Raw genomic sequence first — 21,904 nt, 5'->3', positions numbered from 1 at the left:
TCTTTCAAAGGGTTTTGGCTGAATTTGGGCAGCCGTCAGCAACGTCCGTTCAGCGGAGACTGTTAGCGGGTTGCCCGAATTGTTCGTTAAGTGGTTGCTACTGCGGTGAAGGCAGGGTCTTGTCAGTTATGCCGTTGGTCGGTCTTTCCCGGGCCTGGTTGGAGGGGCTCCGGCTGGGAACGGGCAGGTATGGCCGTTTCGTCTTCGCCGTCCTTGGCGGTGGACGGCGCCGCCGCCCAGCTGGCCAGGAACGCCAGCGCGCTTGCAGAGGCCGAGCCGGGCTCTGCGGTGAAGGCGAACAGCGTCTGGCCTTCATCGCCGGGCAGGTGCAGGGTCTCGAACTGCAGGGACAGGTCCCCGGCCACCGGGTGGTGGAAGCGCTTGGTCCCCGTGGTGTGGATCCGTACGTCGTGCCCGGCCCAGAGCGCGGCGAACTGTCCGCCGCGGGCGGTCAGCTCACCGATCAGTTCGTTCAGTGCCCGGTCGTGCGGGTTCCGGCCTGATTCCAGGCGCAGCATGGCCACCGTGGTGGCGGCCACCGCGTTCCAGTCCGGGTACAGGTCCCCGGCGCGTGGGTCGAGGAAGAGATAGCGTGCCTGGTTCGGCAGTCTGCCCGGAAGGTCCGTGGCGAAGGACACGGTTGAGTTGAACACATCCGCATACAGCGCCCGGCCCAGCAGGTTGGCGGCTAGCACGTCCGAACGGCCGTTCTGCACGAGCGCGGCTGCCCCGCTCATCCCGTCCAGCAGGCGCAGCACACCGGACCGGACCCGCTGCTGGGCCGGCTTCCTGGGCGTCCGGCGTGCCGGCGTGTTAGCGGTCCGGGCCAGATCTATCAGATGGGCCCGCTCGGCCTCATCCAGTTGAAGGGCCGAGCACACGGCCTCAAGGACTGAGTCGGAGACACCGCGGAGGTTGCCGCGTTCCAGCCGGGTGTAGTAGTCGGTGCTCACGCCGGCCAGTTGTGCCACCTCCTCACGCCGCAGGCCTGGCACCCGGCGCAGTTCCCCGTAGCTGGGGACACCGGCCCGCTCCGGACTGATCTTCGCGCGGCGCGAGATCAGGAACTCACGGATGTCATCTCTTCTGTTCACATCCCTCACGCTACGCACCATGACCTGGCAGTGGCAGTGTCTGTTAGACACCCCCAGTGGCCTCCGGGCCTCCAACACGGGGGCACCGCCAAACTGTTTCTGCTTCTCGGTTCAACGGATCGCGTATGCCGCCTGATCTTCTGCCACATCCGTGGCGAGATCCTTTTTCCTGATGCCCACCCACCGACGTCTTGACTTGTCATCCGGCTTTTAGAGATGGGACGGTCTGGTGGAAAACCGAACCTCGCCGGTATGGTGGCTCGCGATTAGGGCTGAACGCGTTTCTGGGCGGAGTTCCGCCACACGCCCATGTACCCCTCTTTACTTCCCCGGACCTGGACATGAATTGCTTGGCCCCGGTCAGCGGTTCCGAGCCGGTAGGTGGCTGTTGTAGCGCCCCTGATTGCCTGGTTGTTCCGGTACCACTGATAGCGAAGCTGTGTTCCGGGGGTCCACGCCCCGGCATGGGCTGTAAGGATCTGGCTCGCTTTCGGGATTCCGGTAATAGAGGGTGTAGGGGCGGTCAGGATTCCGTAGTTGATGAGGTGATGTGCGCCGGTCCTGGTGACCGTCGTGTAAAACGTCTGCGTCCCTGTGACCCTCACCTGCAGGATTGCGTTACGATCCCCTGCAGGCACGGTGTAGGTGGAGCGTGTGGCGCCCTGAATGGCCTTGCCGTTACGAAGCCACTGGTAGCTGAACCTTGTCCCTGCGGTCCACCCTGGGGTAGACGCGCGCAGGGTCACTCCGACGCGCGCGCTTCCGGAGACAAGCGGCCAGGCGGAGACCAGTTTCACCAGCGGGATGTTCACCGCGGAGGCCTTGGCTTCGTTGGAAATGTAGCCGGGGCTGCCCGTTCGAACCACTGCCTGGATGGTAGCTCCGGCGTCGGTCACCTTCAGGGTGTACGCGGCCGTGGTCGCACCGGGCACAGTCTGCCCGTTGCGCAGCCAGGCGAAGGTTACTGCCTGTCCGGCAGGCCAGGGATTGTTAGCGGTGAGCCGGTAGCCGGGTTGGAGGCGCGGCTGCAGTTCTGCCACCGTGTTCACGAGGGTGTCGCCCTGGACGTAGCCGCTGCGCCGGTCCCCCGGGAGGGGTGCCGGAGTGACGCTGATTATCTGGGAGGCTCCCCTGGCACGGACGCCGGCCTCAATGAACTGGAATCTCTGCCCCACATCCGTCGGTTTCGGATACCAGGAATCCGGTGAAGCTTCCGGCGTTGACGGGAAGCTTCCGTCGGACCGCAGCCGGTACCATCCGGACTTCGTACTCTGATCCGGGGCGGTGCGGACAACCCGGACAGGGGCGTCACTGTAGGGCACTGCTTCCCCAACGGTCACATCATTGAATCCGCCGACGCCTTCCACGGTGCGGACCAGCTGTGATGACCGGTCGTGGACCGTGCCGTCCGCCCATGTTCCGGTGACGACGACCCGCGAGACGCTGCCTGCCGACGGAATGTACTCTCTCCGGTCAGCCACCTGTGTCCCGTCCTCCAGGAGCCAGCGGTAGCTCAGGACCGCTCCCGCGCCCCAGGAAGGGAAGCGGACCTCGGCCGGAACGCCTGCCTTGAGCGCCCACGGCACCTGCGGCGTCGGGGCAGCATGGGTGGGATGGCTTACCCGGGTTTCCCATCCTGCCGGGCGGTTCAGCGACAAGTAGGGCTGGGCGATGGTCCGTGAATAGAGCGGCGGCTGGGCTCCGCTCGGGAAGCGCGGAACCATTTCCATCACCGGGGTGACATAGGTGAGCCGCTGCAGCCCTTCAGGCAACGCCCCTTCCGGCGTTGGAATGGTCACGGTGTAAGTCGTGGACGCACCATCAGGTGCCCCGGCATCGATGCCGGCCTTGTTGACGCTGACTCTCGTGATGATGCCCTGGTCGTTTTCAAACGTGAGATGCACGTAGGCCAGGACCGCCTGCTGGTCCCCCTCGCAGCGGATGCTGACCTGCATCCGCAAATCATCGCCGGCAACGAGGGTACCCGGCAAAGCCAAGGATTCGAGGGTGCCCACGGTCCCCGATGATTCTGCTCCGCAAGGGTACGACGATACCGCAAGGGCGGGAGATGCCACCAACGTCCCTGAAAGGACCACGGTTGCGGCGAGACCGGCAGAGATGACAGCACGTACTGCACGGCCCACGAATTCCCCCCAATATGTCTAACGATTCACCAGAGTATATAGGCAGTCCTGTGCTGGATCAGCAGCCGACCGGGGCGCAGTCCGGGTATCTCCTCGCCGCTCACCCTGGACCGTTCGGACTGTGGCTCCCGCTGCCCACAGCCGGGGACAATCCTGCTGAGTTTATCCACCGCTACTGCTGCTGAGGGAGCTTTCCCGATGGCTCCCGGTTTTCAGCCGTGGATAACCCGGATTGACCACAACTGTGGACAGCGAGCTAGGCGCCCTGGAGCTCCCGGGCGAAGTCCTGCCTGTTTAGAACAGACCTGCGGGTGGTTCCTCGCAGGGCAGACGGGACAGTTTGGAGCGGTGGCCGTCGTCCGGGTTGCAGCCCCTGAAGGGCCCATCGGCTGAGAGCAGGACGGACATGTGGTGGTCTGCGTGGTCGCGCCACCACACGCTCATTCCTGTGGTCCCGTCCAGGCGCAGGAACTCCCAAGCCCGCCAGAGCGCTTCGAGGCGGCTGATCGCTTCCGCGTGCTTCCACCATTGGGGGCACCAGGTAACCCCGCCCTGCACGTTGATTTGACGGCGGTAGCTGGCGGCCAGCTTGCCACTGACGAATTCCGCGACGTTCGGGTAGAACAGCTCAGGGGCCTCGGAACTCTCCTCGGTTGGCTCGGTGGGGGCTGGGATGTCCTCCAGCTCGTCGTCCCACTCCCCCAGGCCCTCACTCATGAGAGGCACCTGGGGTGACCCAGCGGTTTCCGGCCGCGGCTGCGGGCTTGTTCGCTGGGTCGTGCGCGGTGATGGAGGCCCGCACCGCCTCAGAGTGCGGGCCGTTCATCCAGGGCACCGTTTCCAGCAGCGCGGCGGGGGCGCCGGAGGCGAACATGATGGCGCGGCCGCGGGGGAACGCGGCGAGGTCCGAGACGTCCAGGGTGCGTTCTTTGCGGTCGTTGTCGTGGCTGTAGGAGGTGCCTTGTCTGGAGCGGCTTCTGGTCATGTTGGAGTAGCGGTATTCGCCGACGAGCTGTGCGAGTTCGTTGAGGAATTCTGCTTCGGCGACGCCGCCGCCGTAGACCTTGATGTTGGATGCGGACCAGAGTTTGCGCATGCCGTCGCGGCCCCAGACTTCCACGCCTTGGGACCAGGACTGGAGGATGGTCATCAGGACGATGCCGCGGGAACCGTAGTGGCTGTAGAGATTCGGGAGTTCGCGCCAGCGGCAGACGTTGGCTGCTTCGTCCAGAACGCCGAGCATGGGTGTGGCCAGCCGGCCTCCCGGTGAGTGGACGGCCAGTTCCTCGGCGGCCTCGACTGTGGCCACGGTCAGCGCCGTCACCAGCGGGCCGGCGGTGCCCTTGCCTTCCTTGGACAAGCTGTACAGGGTGCCTTTGGACCGGACGAACGCCGCGGGGTCGAACTGGGGCCGCTGGTCGTTGTCGCCCTGGGGTGTCACCCACCGGGCGACCTGGCGGTTGGTGAGGCAGGATGCCATTTGCAGTGCCGTGCCGTACACGCCGCCGCGTTGTTTCTCGGGTGCGTTGATGACGCCGCCGACGGCGTTGGCGGTCTGCAGGAAGCCGTGGGCTTTGAGGATGTCCACGGCTTCATCGTCGGCGGGTCGGGTCAGCCAAGTGTGGACCTGGGTGATCGGCTGGCCGTCGAGGGCGGCGGCGAGCAGGAGACCGGCGAGGAGGTCCTGGCCGGCCGGGTCGAAGTAGGCGTCCGTCTTGGCGTCGGGGCCGCGGGAGCCTGCGGCGAAGTGGTCGGCCAGGCGCGCCGCGCGCACTTCGTCGGTGACGTAGGACAGGGGGTTCCACCACCAGCTGGGTTCCTCGAGGGCGACGGACTGCGGGTCGAAGACCCAGACCGGGCCCTCGGTGGCGCGGACGTCGCGTGTTCCGTCAACGATGTCCCTTTTGTTGGAGGTCACCAGCGCGGCGCCAGGGGCGGCGAGGATCGCCGGGATGGCCCGGGAGGTTGTCTTGCCTGTTCGGGGGCCCCAGATGTCGATGTGCATGTCTTCCCAGGAGCCGTAGACCATCTGGCCGCCCAGAACGGTCTTACCGACCGGGACGCCGGGTGCGCCTTTCACTCCGAGGCGTTCGGCGGTGGCCGTGGCGCCGCGCAGGCTCAGGGCGCGCAGGTCCTTAGCTTTGGCCATGTGCTGGGCGGCGGCGTCCACCCGGGAATGCTGGGACCGACGGCGCAGCACCGCACGGACCACCAGAACGGCAAGGACGATGACGAGTACACCGAAGCCGATCAGTACCCCTGTGGCAGCCGCAGGCCAGGTGACCTTATGGGAGAGCAGGCCGAAGACCAGTTCAAACGGGTTAGCCGGCAGCTTTTGGCCGTCATGGGACAGGATCGAGCCCAGATGTACAGCGCCGGTCACCGAGCCGACGCCGAGCACCACGACGGTGATGAACACCCAGAGCAGGATCGTTTCGGTGTCGAGCTGGGAACGCTTGCCGCTGCTTGGTGCACCCATCAGTTCTCCCCTTCGCCGGTCCGGTTGATCGTCCAGCGCTTGTTGGTGTCGTGCAGTGATTCCTCCACGCTGGTCAGCTTGAGTGCGACCGGGATCCCGGGGCGGCCGCCGACTTTGAAGAGGAACTTGCCCAGGCCCGGGCGTACCCGTTTACGCGATCCGCCGACGTCGGTCCATGACCCGGGGTCAGCCCAGGAGATGAGCCGGGATTGCTCGGCGCGGGAGAGGGTGACGGCTTTGTTGAGTTTTTCCATTTCAGCGCCGGGGAGTGCGCCGCAGACGACCATGCCGGAGCGTTCGACGAAGCCGCGGGCTTTCATCCGTTCGGCTTCCGTGGGCAGGGCTTCGAGGTCACTCATGGTGTGCGTGATCATGGCCTGCCCCACGCCTTCGGTGCGGTTCAGGCGGGTCAGCGAGTCGACCCGGTCCACCATGCCTTCACCGGAGCGCAGGGCCCGCCAGAGCTCGTCCATGACGACGAAGTAGTTACGGCGCGGTTCAAGGCCGGCGTCGGCCAGGGTGTGGGCGACCTGGACGGTGGCGAACCCGGTTGACCAGCAGGCGAGCAGGCAGGCGGCCTGGATGTCCCGCTGCGTGTCGGAGATCCCTGACAGGTCGAAGACCACGGGTTTGGTCAGGTCCATCGGCTGGTCGGTGGGTTTGGAGAACATGTCCGAGAACCGGCCCGAGCCGTCGAGGGAGTACAGCGACTGGCGCAGCTGGTCGGTGGCGTCGAGGTAGCGGCTCATGTCGCCGCGGTCCAGGGCGATGGCCCGCAGCTCGTTGGGGGCGTCTTTGATGACGTCGATCAGATCTCCGATCAGGGGAACGCGGTCCAGGCGGTCGTCCAGGATGTGCAGTGCCCGGTCGATCAGGGATTCCTCGTGGGCGCTGGGCTTGGCGTTGCGCACGATGGTGATCAGCGCCGTGATCATGTTCAGGCGCCTGTTGTGGGAGTCTGCCATCAGCTGTTCGGCCAGCTTCTCCGCTTTCACCGCAGCAGCAAAGAACGGCGCGGCCGCCGCCGGGTCGGTAGTCCCGTTCGCCGTGGCCCGGTGTTCTTCGGCGGAGGCGAGCAGCCTGACGGCGGCTCCCGTGGCTTCACCGGGGTCCAGGACGTTCAGGTGGCCGCGCCCGGGACCGAGGCTGATGACTTGGCCGCCGAGGGCTTCGATGAGGTCAACGTAGTCCGGTTTCAGGTCACCGAGGATCAACGGGTTGATGCTCCGGCCTGCCAGGCCGAGGACGATGTGCCGGACCAGGGTGGATTTGCCGTAGTGCGGCAGGCCGAGGACGAACATGGACGGGTTGTTGATCATTCCGTGCATGAACCAGCTGATCGGATCTGCCCCGAAAGGGGCTCCGGTATCGGTGTGAACGCCGATCGGCACCCCGAGGATCGGGGTGCCGGACCCGCCCACGAACGGCCAGAGACCGCAGACCTGGACGGAGGTTCCGCGCCATTCGTCGGCTGCCGTGACGTACACGGCTTCGCCCTGTCCGCGGCCGCGCCAGCCCCGCAGGCCCGGACGGCGGGCGACGGCGACCGCGAGCTTCGTGGCAGGGGCCTGTGTTCGCTGGTGCTTGGTACGGCTGCCGAACATCACATGGCCTCGCGGATCTCTTCGGGAACCTTCAAGTGCTTGGGCAGAACCAGCCCGAGCGGCAGTGATGCGGCAAAGGCAGAATCCTGTGAGCCGTAGGCGCGCCGCAACAGCAGACGTGCCGACGGGCCGAGGTTGCCCTCGACCACGGCCACGGCGTCATCGAGGTCCCGGGAGGAGAGCACCGTGGCGGTGACGACCATGCCGAAGTTGACCAGCCCGGCGCCCTTGGCTTCCTCGGCCGCGGTGGCCTGCGCCGCGCGCGCATCGACCAGGGCGCGGGCGGTGGGCCGGTTGGTCGAGGACGCCCGGGTCAGGGCGTTGGTCTGGTCGGACTCCACGATGGCGGCCGCGCGGCCGGCTTCGATCGGCCGGTACAGCAAGCTGACGCGCTTGCGGGCAATCTCCCCGTGCGGAGCGACCAGGCGGGCCAGGGCGGATGCCAGGATGTGGCCGCGGGGTGCGCCTGTCATGGACCAGGACACCGAGTGGCCGGAATCGTGGCGGTAGCCGTCCCAGTCGGCTTGATGGGCCGACGGCCCGACGTCGCTCCAGTTCAGCTCAACGGGGGTGCCTTGGTAGTGGGCTTCGTCGATGAGCCGGGCCGCTGCAGGGTCGTACGCGACCCGAACGACCTCACACAGTTCTTGGGCGTTCAACGGCGCGCACGCGCCGGCGCCGGTGGATTCCAGACGCTCGGTCAGGCTGGGAAGCCGTGACGCGAGATCCCTTGCGATCTCGTCGGCGGTGCGTCGCTTGCCCCCTGCCCGGGCAGCGGCACTGAACGTCAGCGCGACCCACGCCCGGATCGTGGCCGATCCCTGCGGGTAGGTCTCCAGCGCCTCCCGGAGCATGGCCTTGGCAATGTCCGGGGCGTCGTCATGGATGTGCGACTCAACTTCCCGGCGCAGCCTGGCCCCGGAATCGGGAGCGGTTTCAACCGTGACCGATGTCGCCACGACGGCAGGTTCGTTCGACAAGGAGGCCAGCCAACCGCCCCAGTTAGCCACCCAGGAGTCAATCTGCTCGGGGTCGACCAGCGACGCCCCGTCGGGCTGGGTGCCGAAGACAACGGTGTAGTGGGCGGTGGAGGGAAGGTGGATCAACGCGAACGGGCGCCCATAGGAGTCAGTGAACTCGTACAGCTTGGAACCGGCAGCGATCCCGGGCAGCTGGAACTCGCCCCAAGGCGTCAGTCCCAACGGGCCGGAGCGGTAGATGTTGGCGCGTCTGCGCCGCGCCAAGCCGAAGGCCAAACGGGTGAAAACCCGTTCCCCTACGGACTTGTTGTGCTTGTCGGTTACCGAGACGACGGCCAGAGCCAGCCCGAGGACGAGCAGGGCAACCAGCCCGGTGAACCAGCCGCCGACAAAGAAGCAGATCACTGTGATGATGAGGCCCACAAACAATCCAGCTGTGGCCAGCCCGCCAAGGGTGCCGATACCGGCCTTACGCGGACGCCGCCAGTTGCCGTAGGTCGGTTCCCTGTATGTGTTCTCGATCGCTGCCATTTCAGGCACCCCCCGTGGATTCTTCGCTCATGTCTTGGATCGCCCCGGACGCGGCTTGGCCGGCTTCAAGGCCTTTCTGTGCGGCCAGCACGGCGATACCACCAGCGCCCGCTGCCGCAGCTGTCCCGCTGGCAGCCGCTCCGCTGTATGCAGTTCCGCTGCTTGAAGCAGCACTGTCTGCGCCGGTAGATGCTGCCGGGCCAGTTCCGGGTTGCGCACCCGTGGCTCCTGCACCCCGGGCACCGGTCTTTCCTGCCGTGCCAGACGTTCCGGCCGTTCCCTGGCTTCGAGTCCCCGATGGGCCCTGCGACACCGGGTTCTGGGTCAATGTGCTGTTGGTCGCCGTCGGGCTGGTGGATGGGCCGCCCCCTCGTCCGGCGCTGCCCATGCTGATAGCGCCGGAAGCCAGTGCCCCGACTGTTCCCGCTGCCGAGGCTCCACCGCCTCCAGCGACAGCACCCACCATGGGGGTAACGAACCGCATGAGGGCTGGCATGGCGAACAAAGCAATGATCATCAGGGCCAGTCCGGTGACTGTTGTCAGGAGCGCGGAGCCGAAGTCCTTGCCGTCACCGACGTTCCCGAAGATCTTGCTGCCGCTCAGTTGGAAGGCCGTGGCGTAGACGATGGCGGCCGCGGGCTTGTAGAGAATGAAGGCGATCAGCCAGGCCGTGCACTTCTGGAACCAGCCCTTGCCGGCTTCGGTGCTGGTAAATGCTGCAGCCGTGGGAAAGATCCCGGTCAGGATGACGAGCAGGCCACCGCGGATGATCATGAGGACGATCTGCATTATAGAGGCCAGAATCGCGATCAGCCCCAGGAGGATGATCATGATCGAACCGATCGGGCTGGTTGCCGAAAGCGCCAGCAGGGACGTGATGTTCTCGTTAAACGACGTCCCATCCGTGGAGCTCGTGATGATCCAGGCAGAGAACTGATCGGCCGCAACCGTCAGAAGGCCCACTGCCGCTACGCCCGCGCCCGACACGACAATCAGGGTAGCGAGCGAACGCACCAGATCACGCAAAGGTGCGCCCCTGCGCTCGATCACCATCTTTGCCGCACCCACAAGGACGGACAGCACAGCCAGCGACGCTGTCCAAAAATAGAGACTGTTCTGCAGGAACAACACCGGATCACTCGCGGTAGAGCCTCCCGGCGCAGCAGTCAGGGCGGGAGTCCCCACATTCACCCAAAACGTCCCAAGCGTCTTGACCACGTTCCCCACAGCGTCTGCGACTGCCTGGGCCATGTTCTTGACCGCGTCATTGGCACGATCATTCGCCCAGTCTGAGACGACGCATCCAACTTCCCATGGTTTGCAGGGCTGCCCGTTCTCGTTGGCCGGAAGCAAGTTAGACACCCGCCCAATTAATGAAGCCGTTCAAATCAGAGAGCTGTCGTGCTTCTGCCATGCCGGTGGCCGGCAGAACCCATTTCCAATCTCCCCCTTGCCACTGCATTGCTACGGGCACTGACCCTACGCTGCCGTTTGCTGCTGTAAGGCCGTATTCAATGACGGCTCGATCGCCGGTGTAGTCCACGACCTTGTAGCCCGCAATCTGAAACGGTGCCGCCGTCGGGGCGCTGGTCGGTGGCTCCGACAGCATCTTGTCTCGTTCCGGTCCCTCCGCGACGAGATACTGGGCCAACAAGTCGGGACGTCCGGAACTTCCGAGAACAATCATGTTTGCCCCGGCGTAGAGCGCGCCGGTTGGTGAGTGTGCGAAGCAGGAGCGGAGGCCGTTGGCTTCGGTCTTGCCTGGGCCGAATTTTGTTGGTGATGTTGGCGCGGCGATCTTGCCAACCAGTTCCCATTTGGTGTCGGTGGGTGTGGTGGCTGGTTTGGCCTGGTTGCCGGAGGGCAGGCCGCAGACGCTTGCGGCGGCTGAGCCGCTTGGTTGCGTGCTGGCGGGGGTGGATCCGGAATTGCTTGGTTCGGCTGTCGGGGTTTCTCCCCCCTTGGGGAGCAGGGCCAGGATGATTCCGAGCGCGACTATGATCGCCACGACAACGGCCGAGATGATGAACTTAGGTTTGGTCAGTGGATTCTGGTCTTCGTTCACTGTCGGTTCAGTCATGGCTGGCTCCTTAGACCAGGGCGCCTACGACGCCGCCTGCGGAGGCTGCGAGGATGCAGCCGCCGAGGACCCATGCCAGGCGGCCGGCGTGCTCGCCGCCCTCGCCGCGCCGGTTGTTGATCATCATCGTTCCGGCGGTGATCAGGATGCCCGCGACGGCCAAGCCGAAGACGATCCAGGCGATCCATTTGAGGATTGTCAGCAAACCTTCGGAGCCGGGAGGTGCTTCACCGGTGCCCGGGTTCGGTATTTCGGTGATGGCAAAGCTTGACCATTCCATGGCCTTGGAGAACAACATAGGGGTTTCTTCTTTCTACTTGGCCGGGAAGCCGGCGGTGGTGGCAGTTACTGCGAGCTGTACTTGCTCGAGGACGGTGCGGGCTTCTTTGGGAAGTTCTTCGGGGGCGACGTCGTGGCCGTAGCGCCATCCGTCGACCCAGGGAAAATGCCAAATGTGGGGTACTCCCCCGCCGACGACGCGGGAGAAGTCGCGGATCTCTTTGGGGAGCCGTCCGGGAGCGTCGGCCATGACCACCAGGCCGGCTACCTGGATCTCGGGAAGTGACCTTGAAGCCCATTCAGTTGCGGCCAAGCGTGCCGCGCGCAGGCCGGGGATATTGGAACGGGCCACGAGGACGACTACGGACCCGGTTGCCGTCACAGGCCAGTGATGGTCGGCTGCCCTGGTGTTCTTGTCCAGGCATGCAAGCGACGTTTCGCCCGCGCCGCCGTGCACGCCAAGCCACCAAAAGGCTGGTCGGCTTCCCGTAACATTCCTGCGCGGAAGCCGGTCCGCATGGTCCGGCTGCGGAACACTCAGCTGCGGCCTCGTCGCCCCCGTAGGGATGAAAGACGGCTCTTCCGGGATGGCTGGAACAGGTTCGTCGAGAGTTTCTGCGCCGAGGGTCACCCAGCGATTCTTTGAGACCGGCATTTCACATCCCCTAGTAATGTCCGCAAAGATCGTATCGGTACCATCCGACACGAAAGGCCATAAGTGACCTCCAACAACAGCTTCAGTACCTTTCAATCACTCCCAGTACATCACAGTACCAATTTGTGGTCTATGCTGGCTCTATGCGGTGGGACGGACTGAGTGTGGACCCCAAGTACCTGGAAGCACTCTTCGCCAAGTACCCGGAGCGTCTGACGCCTCAGGACCTCGAAGAGATCTTCGGGTTGTCCCGAAACACCGTCTACCGCTGGCTCCAAACCGGAGTGATTCCTGCGTACCAAGTCGAGAAGACATGGTTGATCGCCAGAGATCAAGTCAAAGACTGGGTCTGGGAGAACCGGAACACACTCAGGAAGGGCCAGACACCGGAAGTGAACACGGCAGACGAAGCAAACCAGGACCAGCCGTAGGGCGGAGCAACCGAGCAGATGTGAGGGGGACACTTGCAGTCACCAAGGAGCGGGCCCGTGCTGGTCGCCGGTGCCGTCCTTGCGCCCGTCGGTTTGGTGCTGTCCATCATCCTGCTCGGGGGAGGCTCCCAGGCCGCGGCCGACGTCTGCTCACCGACCGGTTCCAGCGTCAGCGTTGATGCAAGCCAGCTGCCCAAGGTCGCTGTCGCCGGCTACGAGGGCGAGCAGCTGAAGAACGCCGCCCTGATCATCAACGCAGGCAAAGCCCTTGGCCTGTCTGCCCGGGGCCAGACGATCGGTGTCATGACGGCCATGGGCGAGTCCGGGCTGCGTGTCCTGGACCACGGCGACGGACCGGGACCTGACTCCCGGGGACTGTTCCAGCAGCGCGGCAACCGTGCCTGGGGCACCCACCAGGACCGCATGAACCCCACAGCCTCCGCCAGCAACTTCTTCAAAGCCCTCCAGAAGATCAACGGCTGGGAACAGCTCGAACCCACCACGGCCGCACACCGGGTCCAGCGCAACGCCGACCCCTTCCACTACCGGCCCTACTGGGCGGCCGCCGGCCAGGTCGTCGCCGCCCTGGGCGATGCCAAGATCACCGACGCCGGCGGGGAAAGCTCCTGCGGCATCCCCGGCCAATCCGGTAAAGGCGATGACCTGCCGTGGAGCACGGCCAAGATCTACAAGCCATCCCCTCTGGGCATGTACAACCGCGAATGCGTCGACTTCGCGCTCTGGCGCATCAACCAGCAACTGGGCAGCACCACCGCGCCCTACAAGATCCTCAACGGCACCTTCCGGCCGGATGGCGCCCTCCTCGGCTCTGCCCTGACCTGGAAGGACGGCTGGGACGCCAAAGGCTGGCCCACCGGCAAAACGCCACGTGTTGGCGCTGTCGTCTGGTACTCCCCCGGCACCGGAGGCGCAGACGGCACCTATGGCCACGTCGCCATCGTCAAAGCCGTCAACGGTGACGGCAGCTTCCTCGAAGAGGGCTATAACGGCAACCCCGCCCCCAATGACCACACCTATTACACCCGCACAGTCCAGAACGGCACTCCCAGCGCCTTTCTCTACCTGCCCGGCAGCAACTCACCGGAGGAACCATGAAACGCACCCTGACAGCCCTCGCGGTCCTGCTCGCCTGTACGGCCTGCGCGCCGGCAGCCAGCTCAACACCTGCGGTGGAGCCGTCACCCGGCACTTCCACCACCGCGCCGGCCACCCTCAGCGCAGGCGGCAAGCCCCAGGCTCCCGGCGGCACAGCGCCGGCCACTTTGGGCATTCCCTGGGACGAGGCGAGCAAAACAGCCGCGCTGGACACCGCGACCAAGGCCATGACGCTTTACGCCCGTCCGGCCGTTACGGACAAGGTATGGATCCAGGAGCTCGGGCAGCTCCTGACCGCCCAAGCCACCGCCGACTACCAATACGTCGACCCAGCCAACATCCCGGCCACCAAGGTCACCGGAACAGGCCAGCTCAAGATCGATGAGAACAACGGCTTCGGCTGCCATGTCGTGTTTCCCACCGACGCCGGCGACTACGACGTGCAGCTGCTCCGCAGCGCAGCCGACAAGCCCTGGCAGGTCAACCGCTTCACACCCCCGAACGGCACAAAGTAAGGACAGATGATGGAAACCCAAGCTCTCGACTTCCCCAAGATCAACGCCGTTCTCCGCACCAACGGAACCGGCGAAGTCACCATCAACGGGACCTCCCACCCGATCGAGGCCGCCGACGAAGCCGCCGTCCTGACCGATGCACTACGCCTCATCACCGAAACCGCTGCTCAGCTCGGCCGACCCGTCCGCGTCAGCACCACCGACCCCGACGGGCAGGGCCTCATCATCGTCTCCCCCGACGGTGCCGTCAGCGAGGCCACACCGATCAAGCGCACCTCCCGGCGGGAGCAGGACACCTTGCCCGTAACTGATGCCCCTTCGCCCGCGCCGGCCCAGGCCACGACCGCTCCGACTCGCGAGGCCTTACAGTCCGAAGAAGCGCCCGAGGATCCAACCAGGGCAGAGCCGGTGACCTTCGGTGCAGCTGTCACGGACGCGGCGGCCCAGGGGGCCGCACCGGCCTCCATACCAGCCGCTGAGGAGCCAGCCGGCCGGCGCAGCCTCAAAGACACCTCCTTCCTGATCAGCACGCCCGTGCTCCAACCCGCCACGCGCGGCTGGCGCGGCGCTCTCAGCCGCCTCGGCTTCCGCATGGACCCCTCCCCTGAAGAGCTGGCCGAACGCGAGGACATCCGCACCGTGAGCCAGCACTGGCCCGGCCCCCGCACCGTGGCCGTGGTCAACCGCAAGGGCGGGGCGAACAAGACGCCCACGGTCGTCATGCTCTCAGCGATCCTGGCCCGCTACAGCGGCGCAGCAACCGTCGCTTGGGACAACAACGAATCACAGGGAACCCTTGGCTGGCGCACCGAACAGGGCAGCCACAACAACAGCGTCCTGGATCTCATCGACTCCTCCCAGGCCCTGCTCTCCCCCAGCGCCCAAGCAGCCGAGATCGCCCGATTCGTCCACCACCAGACCTCAGACAAGTTCGACGTCCTGCGCTCAGACGAGAACGACGAAGGCGACCACGAAGTAACCGCAGAGGAAGTGGACATCGCCCACCAGGTACTCACCCGCTACTACCGGCTCATCGTCATGGACTCCGGAAACACCGCCCGCGCCGCCAACTGGCGCCGCATGATCCACCACACCAACCAGCTCGTCGTCCCCGTAACAGCCATCGAAGACCGCGCCGAAGCCGCCCGCCTGACCCTCCAAACCCTCGAATCCCGCGGCGGCCACGACGCCGAACTGGCCCGCAACGCTGTCGTCATCGTCTCCGAATCCACCGACGCCAAGCGCAGCATGAGCGGCGACGCACTCAAACGCGCCAAGGACGAGGCCCGGCGGATCGCAGACGGCTTCGCACCCCATGTACGAGCCGTCGTTCGAATCCCCTACGACCCCGCCCTCGTCAACGGACCCATCCGCTACGAAGCACTCCAACCAGCAACACAGCGCGCATGGCTCGCTGCAGCCGCGGCAATGGCCAAAGGCTTCTGACGGACATGAAGGCAGTTCCATGTCACAAACGCGACACGCTTCCGTTTTCTGAAAACAAATCCCGAAGGGGTCGATTACCCGGTGATAGTTTCGGAGCAGTCGCAATGACACAACAGTCGGTCTGAGCGGCAGGCTAACAACGATGAAGATGTAACCGCGACTGCGGGGACGAAATTCAAAGGACACAGCACATGACGGCAGTAGCAGTAAATCGAGGCGGCGGGCGTCCCAGTAAAGGCCTGCGTAAGTTCATTGGTTTCCGCTCACCGGAACCCACTGCTGACGGTATCGCCAAAGTTGCAGCCCACAGGGGCCTCACAGTAACCGAATACCTTCTGTCCGTTGTGGAACCAAAGCTGCAAGAAGACCTGGCCGCACTAGACCGCGACGACTACCAGCAGGAGCTGCCCATCCGCATCGCCTCATGACAAAAAAGAAGGCCCGCACAAGGCGGGCCTTCGAAGCTTGAGACTTACCCTCTGGATTGCTTGCCGGCGGATCAGATTGTAAGTCGTGGAGGGCCAATCAAGGCCATCCTTTGTGTTGCTATGAAACCGATCTGGCAGGATCGGCCCTTTTTTATACCTCAATCCCCGAAAGGATTACCCACATCGTACATCAGCACGTCTCCGTGCTTCCAGCACGCCCAATTTCTGGCGTGTCAAAGCAACCAGACGACCCAGCCACCGTTTGGGCGGCGCTAGCACCCCTGCTTGCCGGCCAACCCCGCGTTCGACTGTCCCGTGACGCGGGCAAAACCTACCCCCAAAAACACGAGCGGAATCTCACCGAATCATTGCCTTCGTTGCCCGCTGCAGTGCGGATTTTTGGCAAGGACGGCACCTGTGCGGCGATCTTCCTCGACTTCGACTCCTCCGTAGCAGGTACGGACTGGGTCCAGGCCGACGTCCGCGCCGTCCAAACCTGGCTACACTCAGTCGGGGCCCGCTGGATTGAGGACTTTTCGCCGAACGGCGGCCGTCACGTCTACGTCCCACTGGCGCGGCGGGTAACCTTCTCTGAAGCGCGTGATCTTGTCGAGGCGCTCGGCACCCGGTATCGGAGCCTGGACAAGACCCCGCACCAGAACTTGCTCCACGGCTGCATGCGAACTCCCGGCTCACCGCACAAGCGCGGCGGCCACCAGGAACTGGCCATGAGCCTGTCCATGGCCTACGACATCGCCCGACGGCCCAATAGCGCCGCTGTCTGGACGGCCATGACCGACGACCTAGCCGCCGAAATCAAGGCAGTCAGGGCACTGCGGCTGGAGGAAACTTTCACTCCGGCAACCTCCAATTTGCCCGTGGTTGAGCAGCCGGTGGGCCGCATGTCCCGAGCCATGCAGGTGCTCGCCCAGACCGGCATGTACGACACCAACCGGTATGCCTCTGATTCCGAGGCTCGCCAAGCGGTCATCCTCAGTGCCGCGACCGCCGGCTTGGAGCTGGTGGATGTGGAGCGCCGGATGCTGCAGGGAACCTGGCCTGGACTGGCCTCCTTCTACGCCCGCTACGCAGCCCGCCACCGCTTTCCGTCACTGCGGCGCGACTGGATGAACGCCCTCAGCTACTTAAGCAAAAAGACGACTCAGACCGACCGGAATGACAATGTCCGCAGATCCCCCACAAGCCAGCCCTCTACACAGGCGGCAGAGGTAAAGGGGATTGGCCGAATTTCAAATCCCGATGCAGAGCATCGGTTTATCCGGACCTGGCGAAACGCCCTGCGCATACGGGAGGTGAACTACCAACAATCCAGGACTGGTATGGCGCGGCGGATGGTTCTTAGGGCGTTAGGGGAGGCAGCTCACATGACGGGATCTCGGTTCATTGAATTCGGCGTCCGGTCCATTGCCGTGGCCACGGGTCTTGACCACACCACTGTTGGCCTGCATTTGAGGCAGTTGCGGGCGGAGAAGGATCCCTTGGTTACTCTCGTTGAAGAAGCCAGGGGAACCAAAGGGGATCTCTACATGTTGACCGTTCCCGAAGAGCTGAAAGCTGCCGCCGAGGATGCTACTTGGCAGAAAGGGAAAATTTACGCCCTGCGTCCTGTCTTCCGGGAACTGGGGCTGCCGGCGGCGTTCGTCTACGAAGCGCTGGAGCACTCCCCTGGGGTGCCAACTGTCGAGATTGTGCGGCTCACTCGGCTGTCTCGTTCCACCGTCCATGAAGCTCTGGAAGTCCTCAGCGCCTGGAACCTCGTTGTTCGCAGTCCCAATAGGGCCTGGTCAATCGTAGCCGGTACCTCACTGAGACAACTAGCCGAACAATTTGGGGTCCTCGAAGCGGTGGCCCTCCAGTTACAGCGCTACCGCAACGACCGGATTATCTGGCGGGAATGGCTCGCTAAGAACGTCGACACCGTCCCAGAGCTACTCTCCCCCGGTGAAGACTATCCCTGGGAGATATTCGAGGGGCCACCCGATGAATGGTCACTCTCTAACATGGCCTTCAACAGAACTGGGTGAGGGTCAGCGCCAAAGGCCTATCAGTTGTGGGCCCACTCCCCCGGTCTGCACATCCTGACGGGTGTCGATGTGGCCGTCCACCGCATCCACTCCCCGGTTGATTTGGCACGCTCCGTCTTCGTGCCATAAGTCATGCCATAAGCACTATGGGAAGACGAGCGTTGCTTGTCCCTAGGGGGTCCAGCATCACTCCCTAGGAGTCTGTACCGTCTGGATATGAAGTTTGAGGACGGCCGAGACGAGCGCGCTGCGTGACGGTGCGTCGAACTCCGTGACCTTCTCATCCAGCCAGGCAACCTGCAGCCCGTCGAGGCGTAGTTGGATCTGAATGCCCGCCTCTCCCCGTTTTCGCGGTGCCCGGCGGGGCATGCCGGAACGGGTCAGTGTTGTCTCGGAAGTGAACTCCTTGGCGATCTGCTTGTCATCGACGGCTTCAAAGGCATCAACTAACAGCTCTGCGTACGTGGTCCGCTCCTGATAGACGGCATCCTTGACCTGGGCCAGGAGCGCCGGTGGCAGATACACCCCGACGTTGCGCAGCGCCCCGGGAACCAGCTCGGAGGCTTTGGTCGCGTTAGTAGCTTTCTTGGGAGCAGGTTGCTGTCGCGTGGTGGCCTTTAGGGTCTTGTCTGATGTAGGCGTGGGCTCCGCTCGCTTTCCTGCCGCCTCAAGGGGCGCCTCCTCAACAGGTGCCTGCTCAGCGGGCCGATTGTCCGCCTGCTGCTCAGTAGGCACCTGCGTGTCAGCGGGCTCGGGTGCTGCTGTTGGCGGCACCTGGACAAGTTCCCCGGCCGGTGTCTCCACGGACTCTCCGGTTTTGGGTCCCGGTGCAGGCGCGCCCCTCCCCCGTTTCGGAGCCAGCAACCCCTGCAGTGTTGTACCGCGGGCAGGCGCTACAGGTGCGAATGCCCCGGCAAGGCTCTGTCGGCCGCTCATGCCTGATTCCCGCTTTCGATCTCGTTCAGTCGGGCGAGGATCTCGCCGGTCAGTTGCTCGTATTCTTCAGCCAATCCCCCGGCATTGCGCGAGAAGAAACCGTCCGCCGGCTTCTCCCCCGCCCGGAGCGCCTTCAGGCGGTTCTTCTGGGCGTCGGTAACGGCACCTTCAAGTTCGTGGAAGAGCAGGCCCTTGCGGCGGGCGTCGGCGCTTGCGCTCTCCAGGTTCCTGATTCGGGTTTCGAAGACCGGGGCGACGGTGCCGAGCATCTCTTCCAACGTGTCTCGGACGCTGCGTTCCAAGCGCAGGGAGCGCGGCCCAACACCGAACAGGACGACGCCCGCCAACTGCAGGGACGGGTTACGGTCACGTACAGCCATGAAGCGGCGTGCGATGCGTTCGACACCGTCGATGCTCGCATCATCGGAACGGGTAGGAATGACGACGGCGCTGGAGATAGCGAAGGCGCCTTCTACGAGGATCCGCTCCCCCGGCGGGGTGTCGATCAAGATCAAGTCGTAATCGTCTGCCAGCGGGGCCAGGACGGCGTAGAGCATGTCGCCGAAGTCGCCGGCGTCGGAGCGGCTGGAGCGGGACACCATTAGGCCTTGGATGTCTTCGAGGTCCTGGCCGCCTGGGATGACGTCAAGGTTTTCCCGCACGTCGCGCAGGATCATCGGGGGCGTGCCGGCGATCAGGGCCTGGAAGAATTCCCTCCCTGTCTGCCGGTCGTATCCAAGGTCGCGGGCCAGGTCACCCTGTGGGTCAAGGTCGATCAGCAGCACACGGGAGCCAGCCAACGCGACATACCCGCCAACGTTAGCTGCGGTGGTCGTCTTGCCGACTCCGCCTTTGCCGTTGGCCAGGGAGATGACACGGTCAATGGCCCGTGTTGCCTGGGGTTTCGGGGGTGCAGGGGTTTGCAGTGATCGTGCCATCGGCCAGCGACTCTCCTACCTGGTGGGTTGCATGTTGTCCTGCTGTCAACGCTATGTGCAGTCCCCCCGAAATGCTCGTAGTGACACGCATGCGGAGTCACGCACGGTGTTAAATGATTCCCTTCATGGAGGCCCACGTTGTCGTCAAGGCTGGATATCGTATCCGTGTCCTCATGTGGATTCAGGCTGGGAGTGGGACTGATGCTTCAATTTGCGTTCCTACCGGAAAAAATGCGTGACTCCACATCTGATAATTAGTGGTTGATTCAACCGGATGACAAGTGGGGGCTAGCATAGAGCTTCTTGTTAGCGTGCTAACGAGTCGGCGTGTAGGTGCTCTTATGAGGTATCCGGTCTGCACGGAAATGAGATTTGCTGCTGGCTGTCTCGTCAGTTCTATGGTGAGCTTTTTAGCTCGTGTTCCCCTTGATCTTCCTATAGGAGATATGGCAATCCTTATGGCATGAACTGCCGCTGCGGAAATGTTGTCGAGCAACAAAGAGTGCAGTTGCGCCGTCGGCCTGACCTCTCACGCTATCTAGGGGGACGCGCCAGAACGTTCCTCGCTGGCCAAGCGGACCGCTACCCGTGATTACGCTACATCGCTTCATGGATGGTTCATCTGGCGGTCGGCCATCAGGACGAATCCCAAGTGTTCCTGCATCCATTGACCAGCGAGTGTGAAGTAGCCGGCGAGTCTGCTCGTGGAGGGAGAATATGGGAACGGGCGGGGGTAGCACTTCTCAACGAGCTCTAAACGAGACGCCTGTTGCTCTCGGGCTGCTCGACGTGTGCAGCGGGACGGGGCCGTAGAGCCTTGGCTATCCACGGCAGCACATCGGTAGCCATCCCGTGAGTTCATGGGGCTACCGCCGCGAAGACCGACTCTGCCGGGGAAGGGGTGCGCGCTGGGACGCAATAGGGGAGTAGTGGACTGAGGGCCCTGACGCGCAGCTGCCCGATATTGAGCCGTGATGCCGGTCACTGTCGGGTGGAGCTGGCCGCGGTCGATGAATTGGAATCCCGGACAGAACGTCCCCTCGGCACCGGCCCGCCCGGTCAGGCGCTATCATCAAGGCCCTCCAAGACGTCGACTTCCACTTCATCGAGCAGTTCTGCCGTGCTGGTCCCGGTTGCCCTGGCTAGCTCATCGAGGGCGATATACCCGGTGCGGGCCAAGGCGATGACCACATCCGTCAGGTACCCGGCCCCGTTGCGCTGGACCAGGTCGTCCAGGACTTCGCGCATGCGGCCGGCCAGTTCGCTGGGGCCTTCGGATTCCTCGGCGGCGATGCGCGTGAGCGTCAGCGCGGCCAGCCGCGGATCGTCGTAGATCAGTCCCATGGCCCCACGCTACGCAAGGGCGGGGTCAGTTGTCAGTGATGGATTCCAGCAGCCACTGCTCCGACAGCGGGTCCCGGCGCAGCTCGAAGGTCCGCAGCGCCGAGGCCGAGGACAGGCGAACCTGCAACCTCCAATGTTCGATGTCCACGACGTTCCCGACATCGACCGGCGCGGTCCGCCGGGTCGCCCACCAGGAGTCCCGCTCGAACCAGTGCACGGGTTCCGCTGCCACGGCCCAGACCCGTCCGTCGTAGCGGACGGCCAGGGGAGTGCCGGCTGCGGTGAACCGGACATCCACCGGGGCGTCCAGGGTTGTTTCATTAAGTGTTGCTGTCACGGTTGGTCCGCTCTCCCAAGTTTCTGTTCATCATTTCTTTGCGGCGGGTCACCGCAGAGCTCCACACCCATGTCCGGTAGGTCACCGGCCCGTCCTGCCATGTCACTTCGGCTGCCTTGGCTGTCCAGGTGAACACCTCGCCGTCCACCAGTTCGGCGCAGTTCGGGAACCGGATCCACGCCTTCACCGGGATCCCGGGGAAGCCGTTCTTGACCGTGAAGTGCTCGAAGTCGAGCTCCTCCACGGTCAGCCCGATCGGGCCGGCCCGGCGGGCGTACCGCGCGTGCAAAGCGCTGGCCTGCTCCGGTCCCATAACACAACCTTAGAACATATATTCCCATTAGCTTACGGCGAGTCGTCCCGCCGTGACCTGCCGGTTTTCCTCGTAGACACGTGTCTTTCAAGCGGCATGATCGACCATGGAAGAGGCTGCCATGCAGCTCTGACATTCTTTGTATGAGCTAGTCATCGAAGCTGTATTCGACATTCAGTACCACGTCATGGGTTCTCGCCTGGGCTTG

21 protein-coding genes are annotated in these 21,904 nt (G+C 64.2%); 6 read left to right on the top strand and 15 right to left on the bottom strand.

What is annotated here, in order from left to right:
- Window positions 1–122 precede the first annotated feature (122 nt).
- The 10 genes from ACHMXB_RS22455 to ACHMXB_RS22410 all read right to left on the bottom strand — a co-directional run bounded on the left by ACHMXB_RS22455 (window position 123) and on the right by ACHMXB_RS22410 (window position 11,823).
- A complete protein-coding gene (locus ACHMXB_RS22455) occupies window positions 123–1,094 on the bottom strand; it encodes a helix-turn-helix transcriptional regulator (protein ID WP_395405711.1) in 972 nt (323 codons plus the stop codon).
- Between the two features lie 266 nt (window positions 1,095–1,360).
- Entirely contained in the window at window positions 1,361–3,109 is a 1,749-nt protein-coding gene (locus ACHMXB_RS22450) for a hypothetical protein (protein WP_395405709.1), read from the bottom strand.
- A 423-nt stretch (window positions 3,110–3,532) separates the two neighbouring features.
- Window positions 3,533–3,955, bottom strand: coding sequence for a DUF4913 domain-containing protein (locus ACHMXB_RS22445; protein WP_395405707.1), 423 nt, complete (start codon window positions 3,953–3,955; stop codon window positions 3,533–3,535).
- The gene (locus tag ACHMXB_RS22440) at window positions 3,948–5,717 is read right to left on the bottom strand and encodes a type IV secretory system conjugative DNA transfer family protein (protein WP_395405705.1); all 1,770 of its coding nucleotides are present in this window, start codon (window positions 5,715–5,717) and stop codon (window positions 3,948–3,950) included. Before ACHMXB_RS22440 ends, ACHMXB_RS22445 begins: the two co-directional genes overlap by 8 nt.
- On the bottom strand, window positions 5,717–7,321 hold the full coding sequence (locus ACHMXB_RS22435) for an ATP/GTP-binding protein (RefSeq protein WP_395405703.1): 1,605 nt from the start codon (window positions 7,319–7,321) through the stop codon (window positions 5,717–5,719). Before ACHMXB_RS22435 ends, ACHMXB_RS22440 begins: the two co-directional genes overlap by 1 nt.
- A complete protein-coding gene (locus tag ACHMXB_RS22430; protein ID WP_395405967.1) occupies window positions 7,321–8,832 on the bottom strand; it encodes an SCO6880 family protein in 1,512 nt (503 codons plus the stop codon). The genes ACHMXB_RS22435 and ACHMXB_RS22430 overlap by 1 nt, the downstream gene beginning before the upstream one ends.
- 1 nt (window position 8,833) lies before the next feature.
- Window positions 8,834–10,195: a hypothetical protein gene (locus tag ACHMXB_RS22425; protein ID WP_395405701.1), complete on the bottom strand. Its 1,362-nt coding sequence runs from the start codon at window positions 10,193–10,195 to the stop codon at window positions 8,834–8,836.
- Window positions 10,188–10,913 (bottom strand): hypothetical protein, encoded by a 726-nt coding sequence (locus ACHMXB_RS22420; RefSeq protein WP_395405699.1) that lies wholly within the window; start codon window positions 10,911–10,913, stop codon window positions 10,188–10,190. Before ACHMXB_RS22420 ends, ACHMXB_RS22425 begins: the two co-directional genes overlap by 8 nt.
- Window positions 10,914–10,923: 10 nt before the next feature.
- Window positions 10,924–11,211, bottom strand: coding sequence for a hypothetical protein (locus ACHMXB_RS22415; RefSeq protein WP_111903848.1), 288 nt, complete (start codon window positions 11,209–11,211; stop codon window positions 10,924–10,926).
- A 15-nt stretch (window positions 11,212–11,226) separates the two neighbouring features.
- A complete protein-coding gene (locus tag ACHMXB_RS22410) occupies window positions 11,227–11,823 on the bottom strand; it encodes a DUF6668 family protein (RefSeq protein WP_395405697.1) in 597 nt (198 codons plus the stop codon).
- A 167-nt stretch (window positions 11,824–11,990) separates the two neighbouring features.
- On the opposite strand from ACHMXB_RS22410, the gene ACHMXB_RS22405 reads away from it, so the two are divergent.
- The 6 genes from ACHMXB_RS22405 (at window position 11,991) to ACHMXB_RS22380 (ending at window position 17,828) form a co-directional block, all read left to right on the top strand.
- Window positions 11,991–12,278 carry a helix-turn-helix domain-containing protein gene (locus tag ACHMXB_RS22405; RefSeq protein WP_395405695.1) on the top strand — a complete coding sequence of 96 codons (288 nt, stop codon included), beginning with the start codon at window positions 11,991–11,993 and terminating at the stop codon, window positions 12,276–12,278.
- 60 nt (window positions 12,279–12,338) lie between these two features.
- Window positions 12,339–13,394, top strand: a complete 1,056-nt coding sequence (locus ACHMXB_RS22400) for a CHAP domain-containing protein (protein ID WP_395405965.1) — start codon at window positions 12,339–12,341, stop codon at window positions 13,392–13,394.
- Window positions 13,391–13,909 carry a hypothetical protein gene (locus ACHMXB_RS22395; RefSeq protein WP_395405693.1) on the top strand — a complete coding sequence of 173 codons (519 nt, stop codon included), beginning with the start codon at window positions 13,391–13,393 and terminating at the stop codon, window positions 13,907–13,909. Before ACHMXB_RS22400 ends, ACHMXB_RS22395 begins: the two co-directional genes overlap by 4 nt.
- Before the next feature lie 6 nt (window positions 13,910–13,915).
- Window positions 13,916–15,355 carry a MinD/ParA family protein gene (locus ACHMXB_RS22390; RefSeq protein ID WP_395405691.1) on the top strand — a complete coding sequence of 480 codons (1,440 nt, stop codon included), beginning with the start codon at window positions 13,916–13,918 and terminating at the stop codon, window positions 15,353–15,355.
- A 191-nt stretch (window positions 15,356–15,546) separates the two neighbouring features.
- Window positions 15,547–15,783, top strand: a complete 237-nt coding sequence (locus tag ACHMXB_RS22385) for a hypothetical protein (protein WP_307106296.1) — start codon at window positions 15,547–15,549, stop codon at window positions 15,781–15,783.
- 221 nt (window positions 15,784–16,004) lie between these two features.
- On the top strand, window positions 16,005–17,828 hold the full coding sequence (locus ACHMXB_RS22380) for a MarR family transcriptional regulator (RefSeq protein WP_395405963.1): 1,824 nt from the start codon (window positions 16,005–16,007) through the stop codon (window positions 17,826–17,828).
- A 186-nt stretch (window positions 17,829–18,014) separates the two neighbouring features.
- On the opposite strand, the gene ACHMXB_RS22375 is transcribed toward ACHMXB_RS22380, so the two are convergent.
- From ACHMXB_RS22375 to ACHMXB_RS22355, 5 genes are all read right to left on the bottom strand, one after another.
- Window positions 18,015–18,632: a hypothetical protein gene (locus ACHMXB_RS22375; protein ID WP_395405689.1), complete on the bottom strand. Its 618-nt coding sequence runs from the start codon at window positions 18,630–18,632 to the stop codon at window positions 18,015–18,017.
- A gap of 128 nt (window positions 18,633–18,760) precedes the next feature.
- Entirely contained in the window at window positions 18,761–19,702 is a 942-nt protein-coding gene (locus tag ACHMXB_RS22370; protein WP_395405687.1) for a ParA family protein, read from the bottom strand.
- Window positions 19,703–20,761: 1,059 nt separating this feature from the next.
- Entirely contained in the window at window positions 20,762–21,046 is a 285-nt protein-coding gene (locus tag ACHMXB_RS22365; protein WP_395405685.1) for a hypothetical protein, read from the bottom strand.
- A gap of 25 nt (window positions 21,047–21,071) precedes the next feature.
- The gene (locus tag ACHMXB_RS22360; protein WP_395405683.1) at window positions 21,072–21,383 is read right to left on the bottom strand and encodes a hypothetical protein; all 312 of its coding nucleotides are present in this window, start codon (window positions 21,381–21,383) and stop codon (window positions 21,072–21,074) included.
- A complete protein-coding gene (locus ACHMXB_RS22355) occupies window positions 21,367–21,696 on the bottom strand; it encodes a hypothetical protein (protein WP_395405681.1) in 330 nt (109 codons plus the stop codon). The genes ACHMXB_RS22360 and ACHMXB_RS22355 overlap by 17 nt, the downstream gene beginning before the upstream one ends.
- Between the last annotated feature and the right edge of the window lie 208 nt (window positions 21,697–21,904).

It is taken from the genome of Arthrobacter sp. UC242_113 (assembly GCF_044054585.1).
Lineage (GTDB): Bacteria > Actinomycetota > Actinomycetes > Actinomycetales > Micrococcaceae > Arthrobacter.
This window is presented reverse-complemented; position numbering and strand designations above follow the sequence as displayed.

Coding starts and splice junctions, on each gene's coding strand:
- ACHMXB_RS22420 (WP_395405699.1), bottom strand. CDS start 10,913: ATGACTGAACCGACAGTGAACGAAGACCAGAATCCACTGACCAAACCT.
- ACHMXB_RS22405 (WP_395405695.1), top strand. CDS start 11,991: ATGCGGTGGGACGGACTGAGTGTGGACCCCAAGTACCTGGAAGCACTC.
- ACHMXB_RS22430 (WP_395405967.1), bottom strand. CDS start 8,832: ATGGCAGCGATCGAGAACACATACAGGGAACCGACCTACGGCAACTGG.
- ACHMXB_RS22390 (WP_395405691.1), top strand. CDS start 13,916: ATGATGGAAACCCAAGCTCTCGACTTCCCCAAGATCAACGCCGTTCTC.
- ACHMXB_RS22385 (WP_307106296.1), top strand. CDS start 15,547: ATGACGGCAGTAGCAGTAAATCGAGGCGGCGGGCGTCCCAGTAAAGGC.
- ACHMXB_RS22370 (WP_395405687.1), bottom strand. CDS start 19,702: ATGGCACGATCACTGCAAACCCCTGCACCCCCGAAACCCCAGGCAACA.
- ACHMXB_RS22440 (WP_395405705.1), bottom strand. CDS start 5,717: ATGGGTGCACCAAGCAGCGGCAAGCGTTCCCAGCTCGACACCGAAACG.
- ACHMXB_RS22445 (WP_395405707.1), bottom strand. CDS start 3,955: ATGAGTGAGGGCCTGGGGGAGTGGGACGACGAGCTGGAGGACATCCCA.
- ACHMXB_RS22415 (WP_111903848.1), bottom strand. CDS start 11,211: ATGTTGTTCTCCAAGGCCATGGAATGGTCAAGCTTTGCCATCACCGAA.
- ACHMXB_RS22365 (WP_395405685.1), bottom strand. CDS start 21,046: ATGGGACTGATCTACGACGATCCGCGGCTGGCCGCGCTGACGCTCACG.
- ACHMXB_RS22395 (WP_395405693.1), top strand. CDS start 13,391: ATGAAACGCACCCTGACAGCCCTCGCGGTCCTGCTCGCCTGTACGGCC.
- ACHMXB_RS22435 (WP_395405703.1), bottom strand. CDS start 7,321: ATGTTCGGCAGCCGTACCAAGCACCAGCGAACACAGGCCCCTGCCACG.
- ACHMXB_RS22355 (WP_395405681.1), bottom strand. CDS start 21,696: ATGGGACCGGAGCAGGCCAGCGCTTTGCACGCGCGGTACGCCCGCCGG.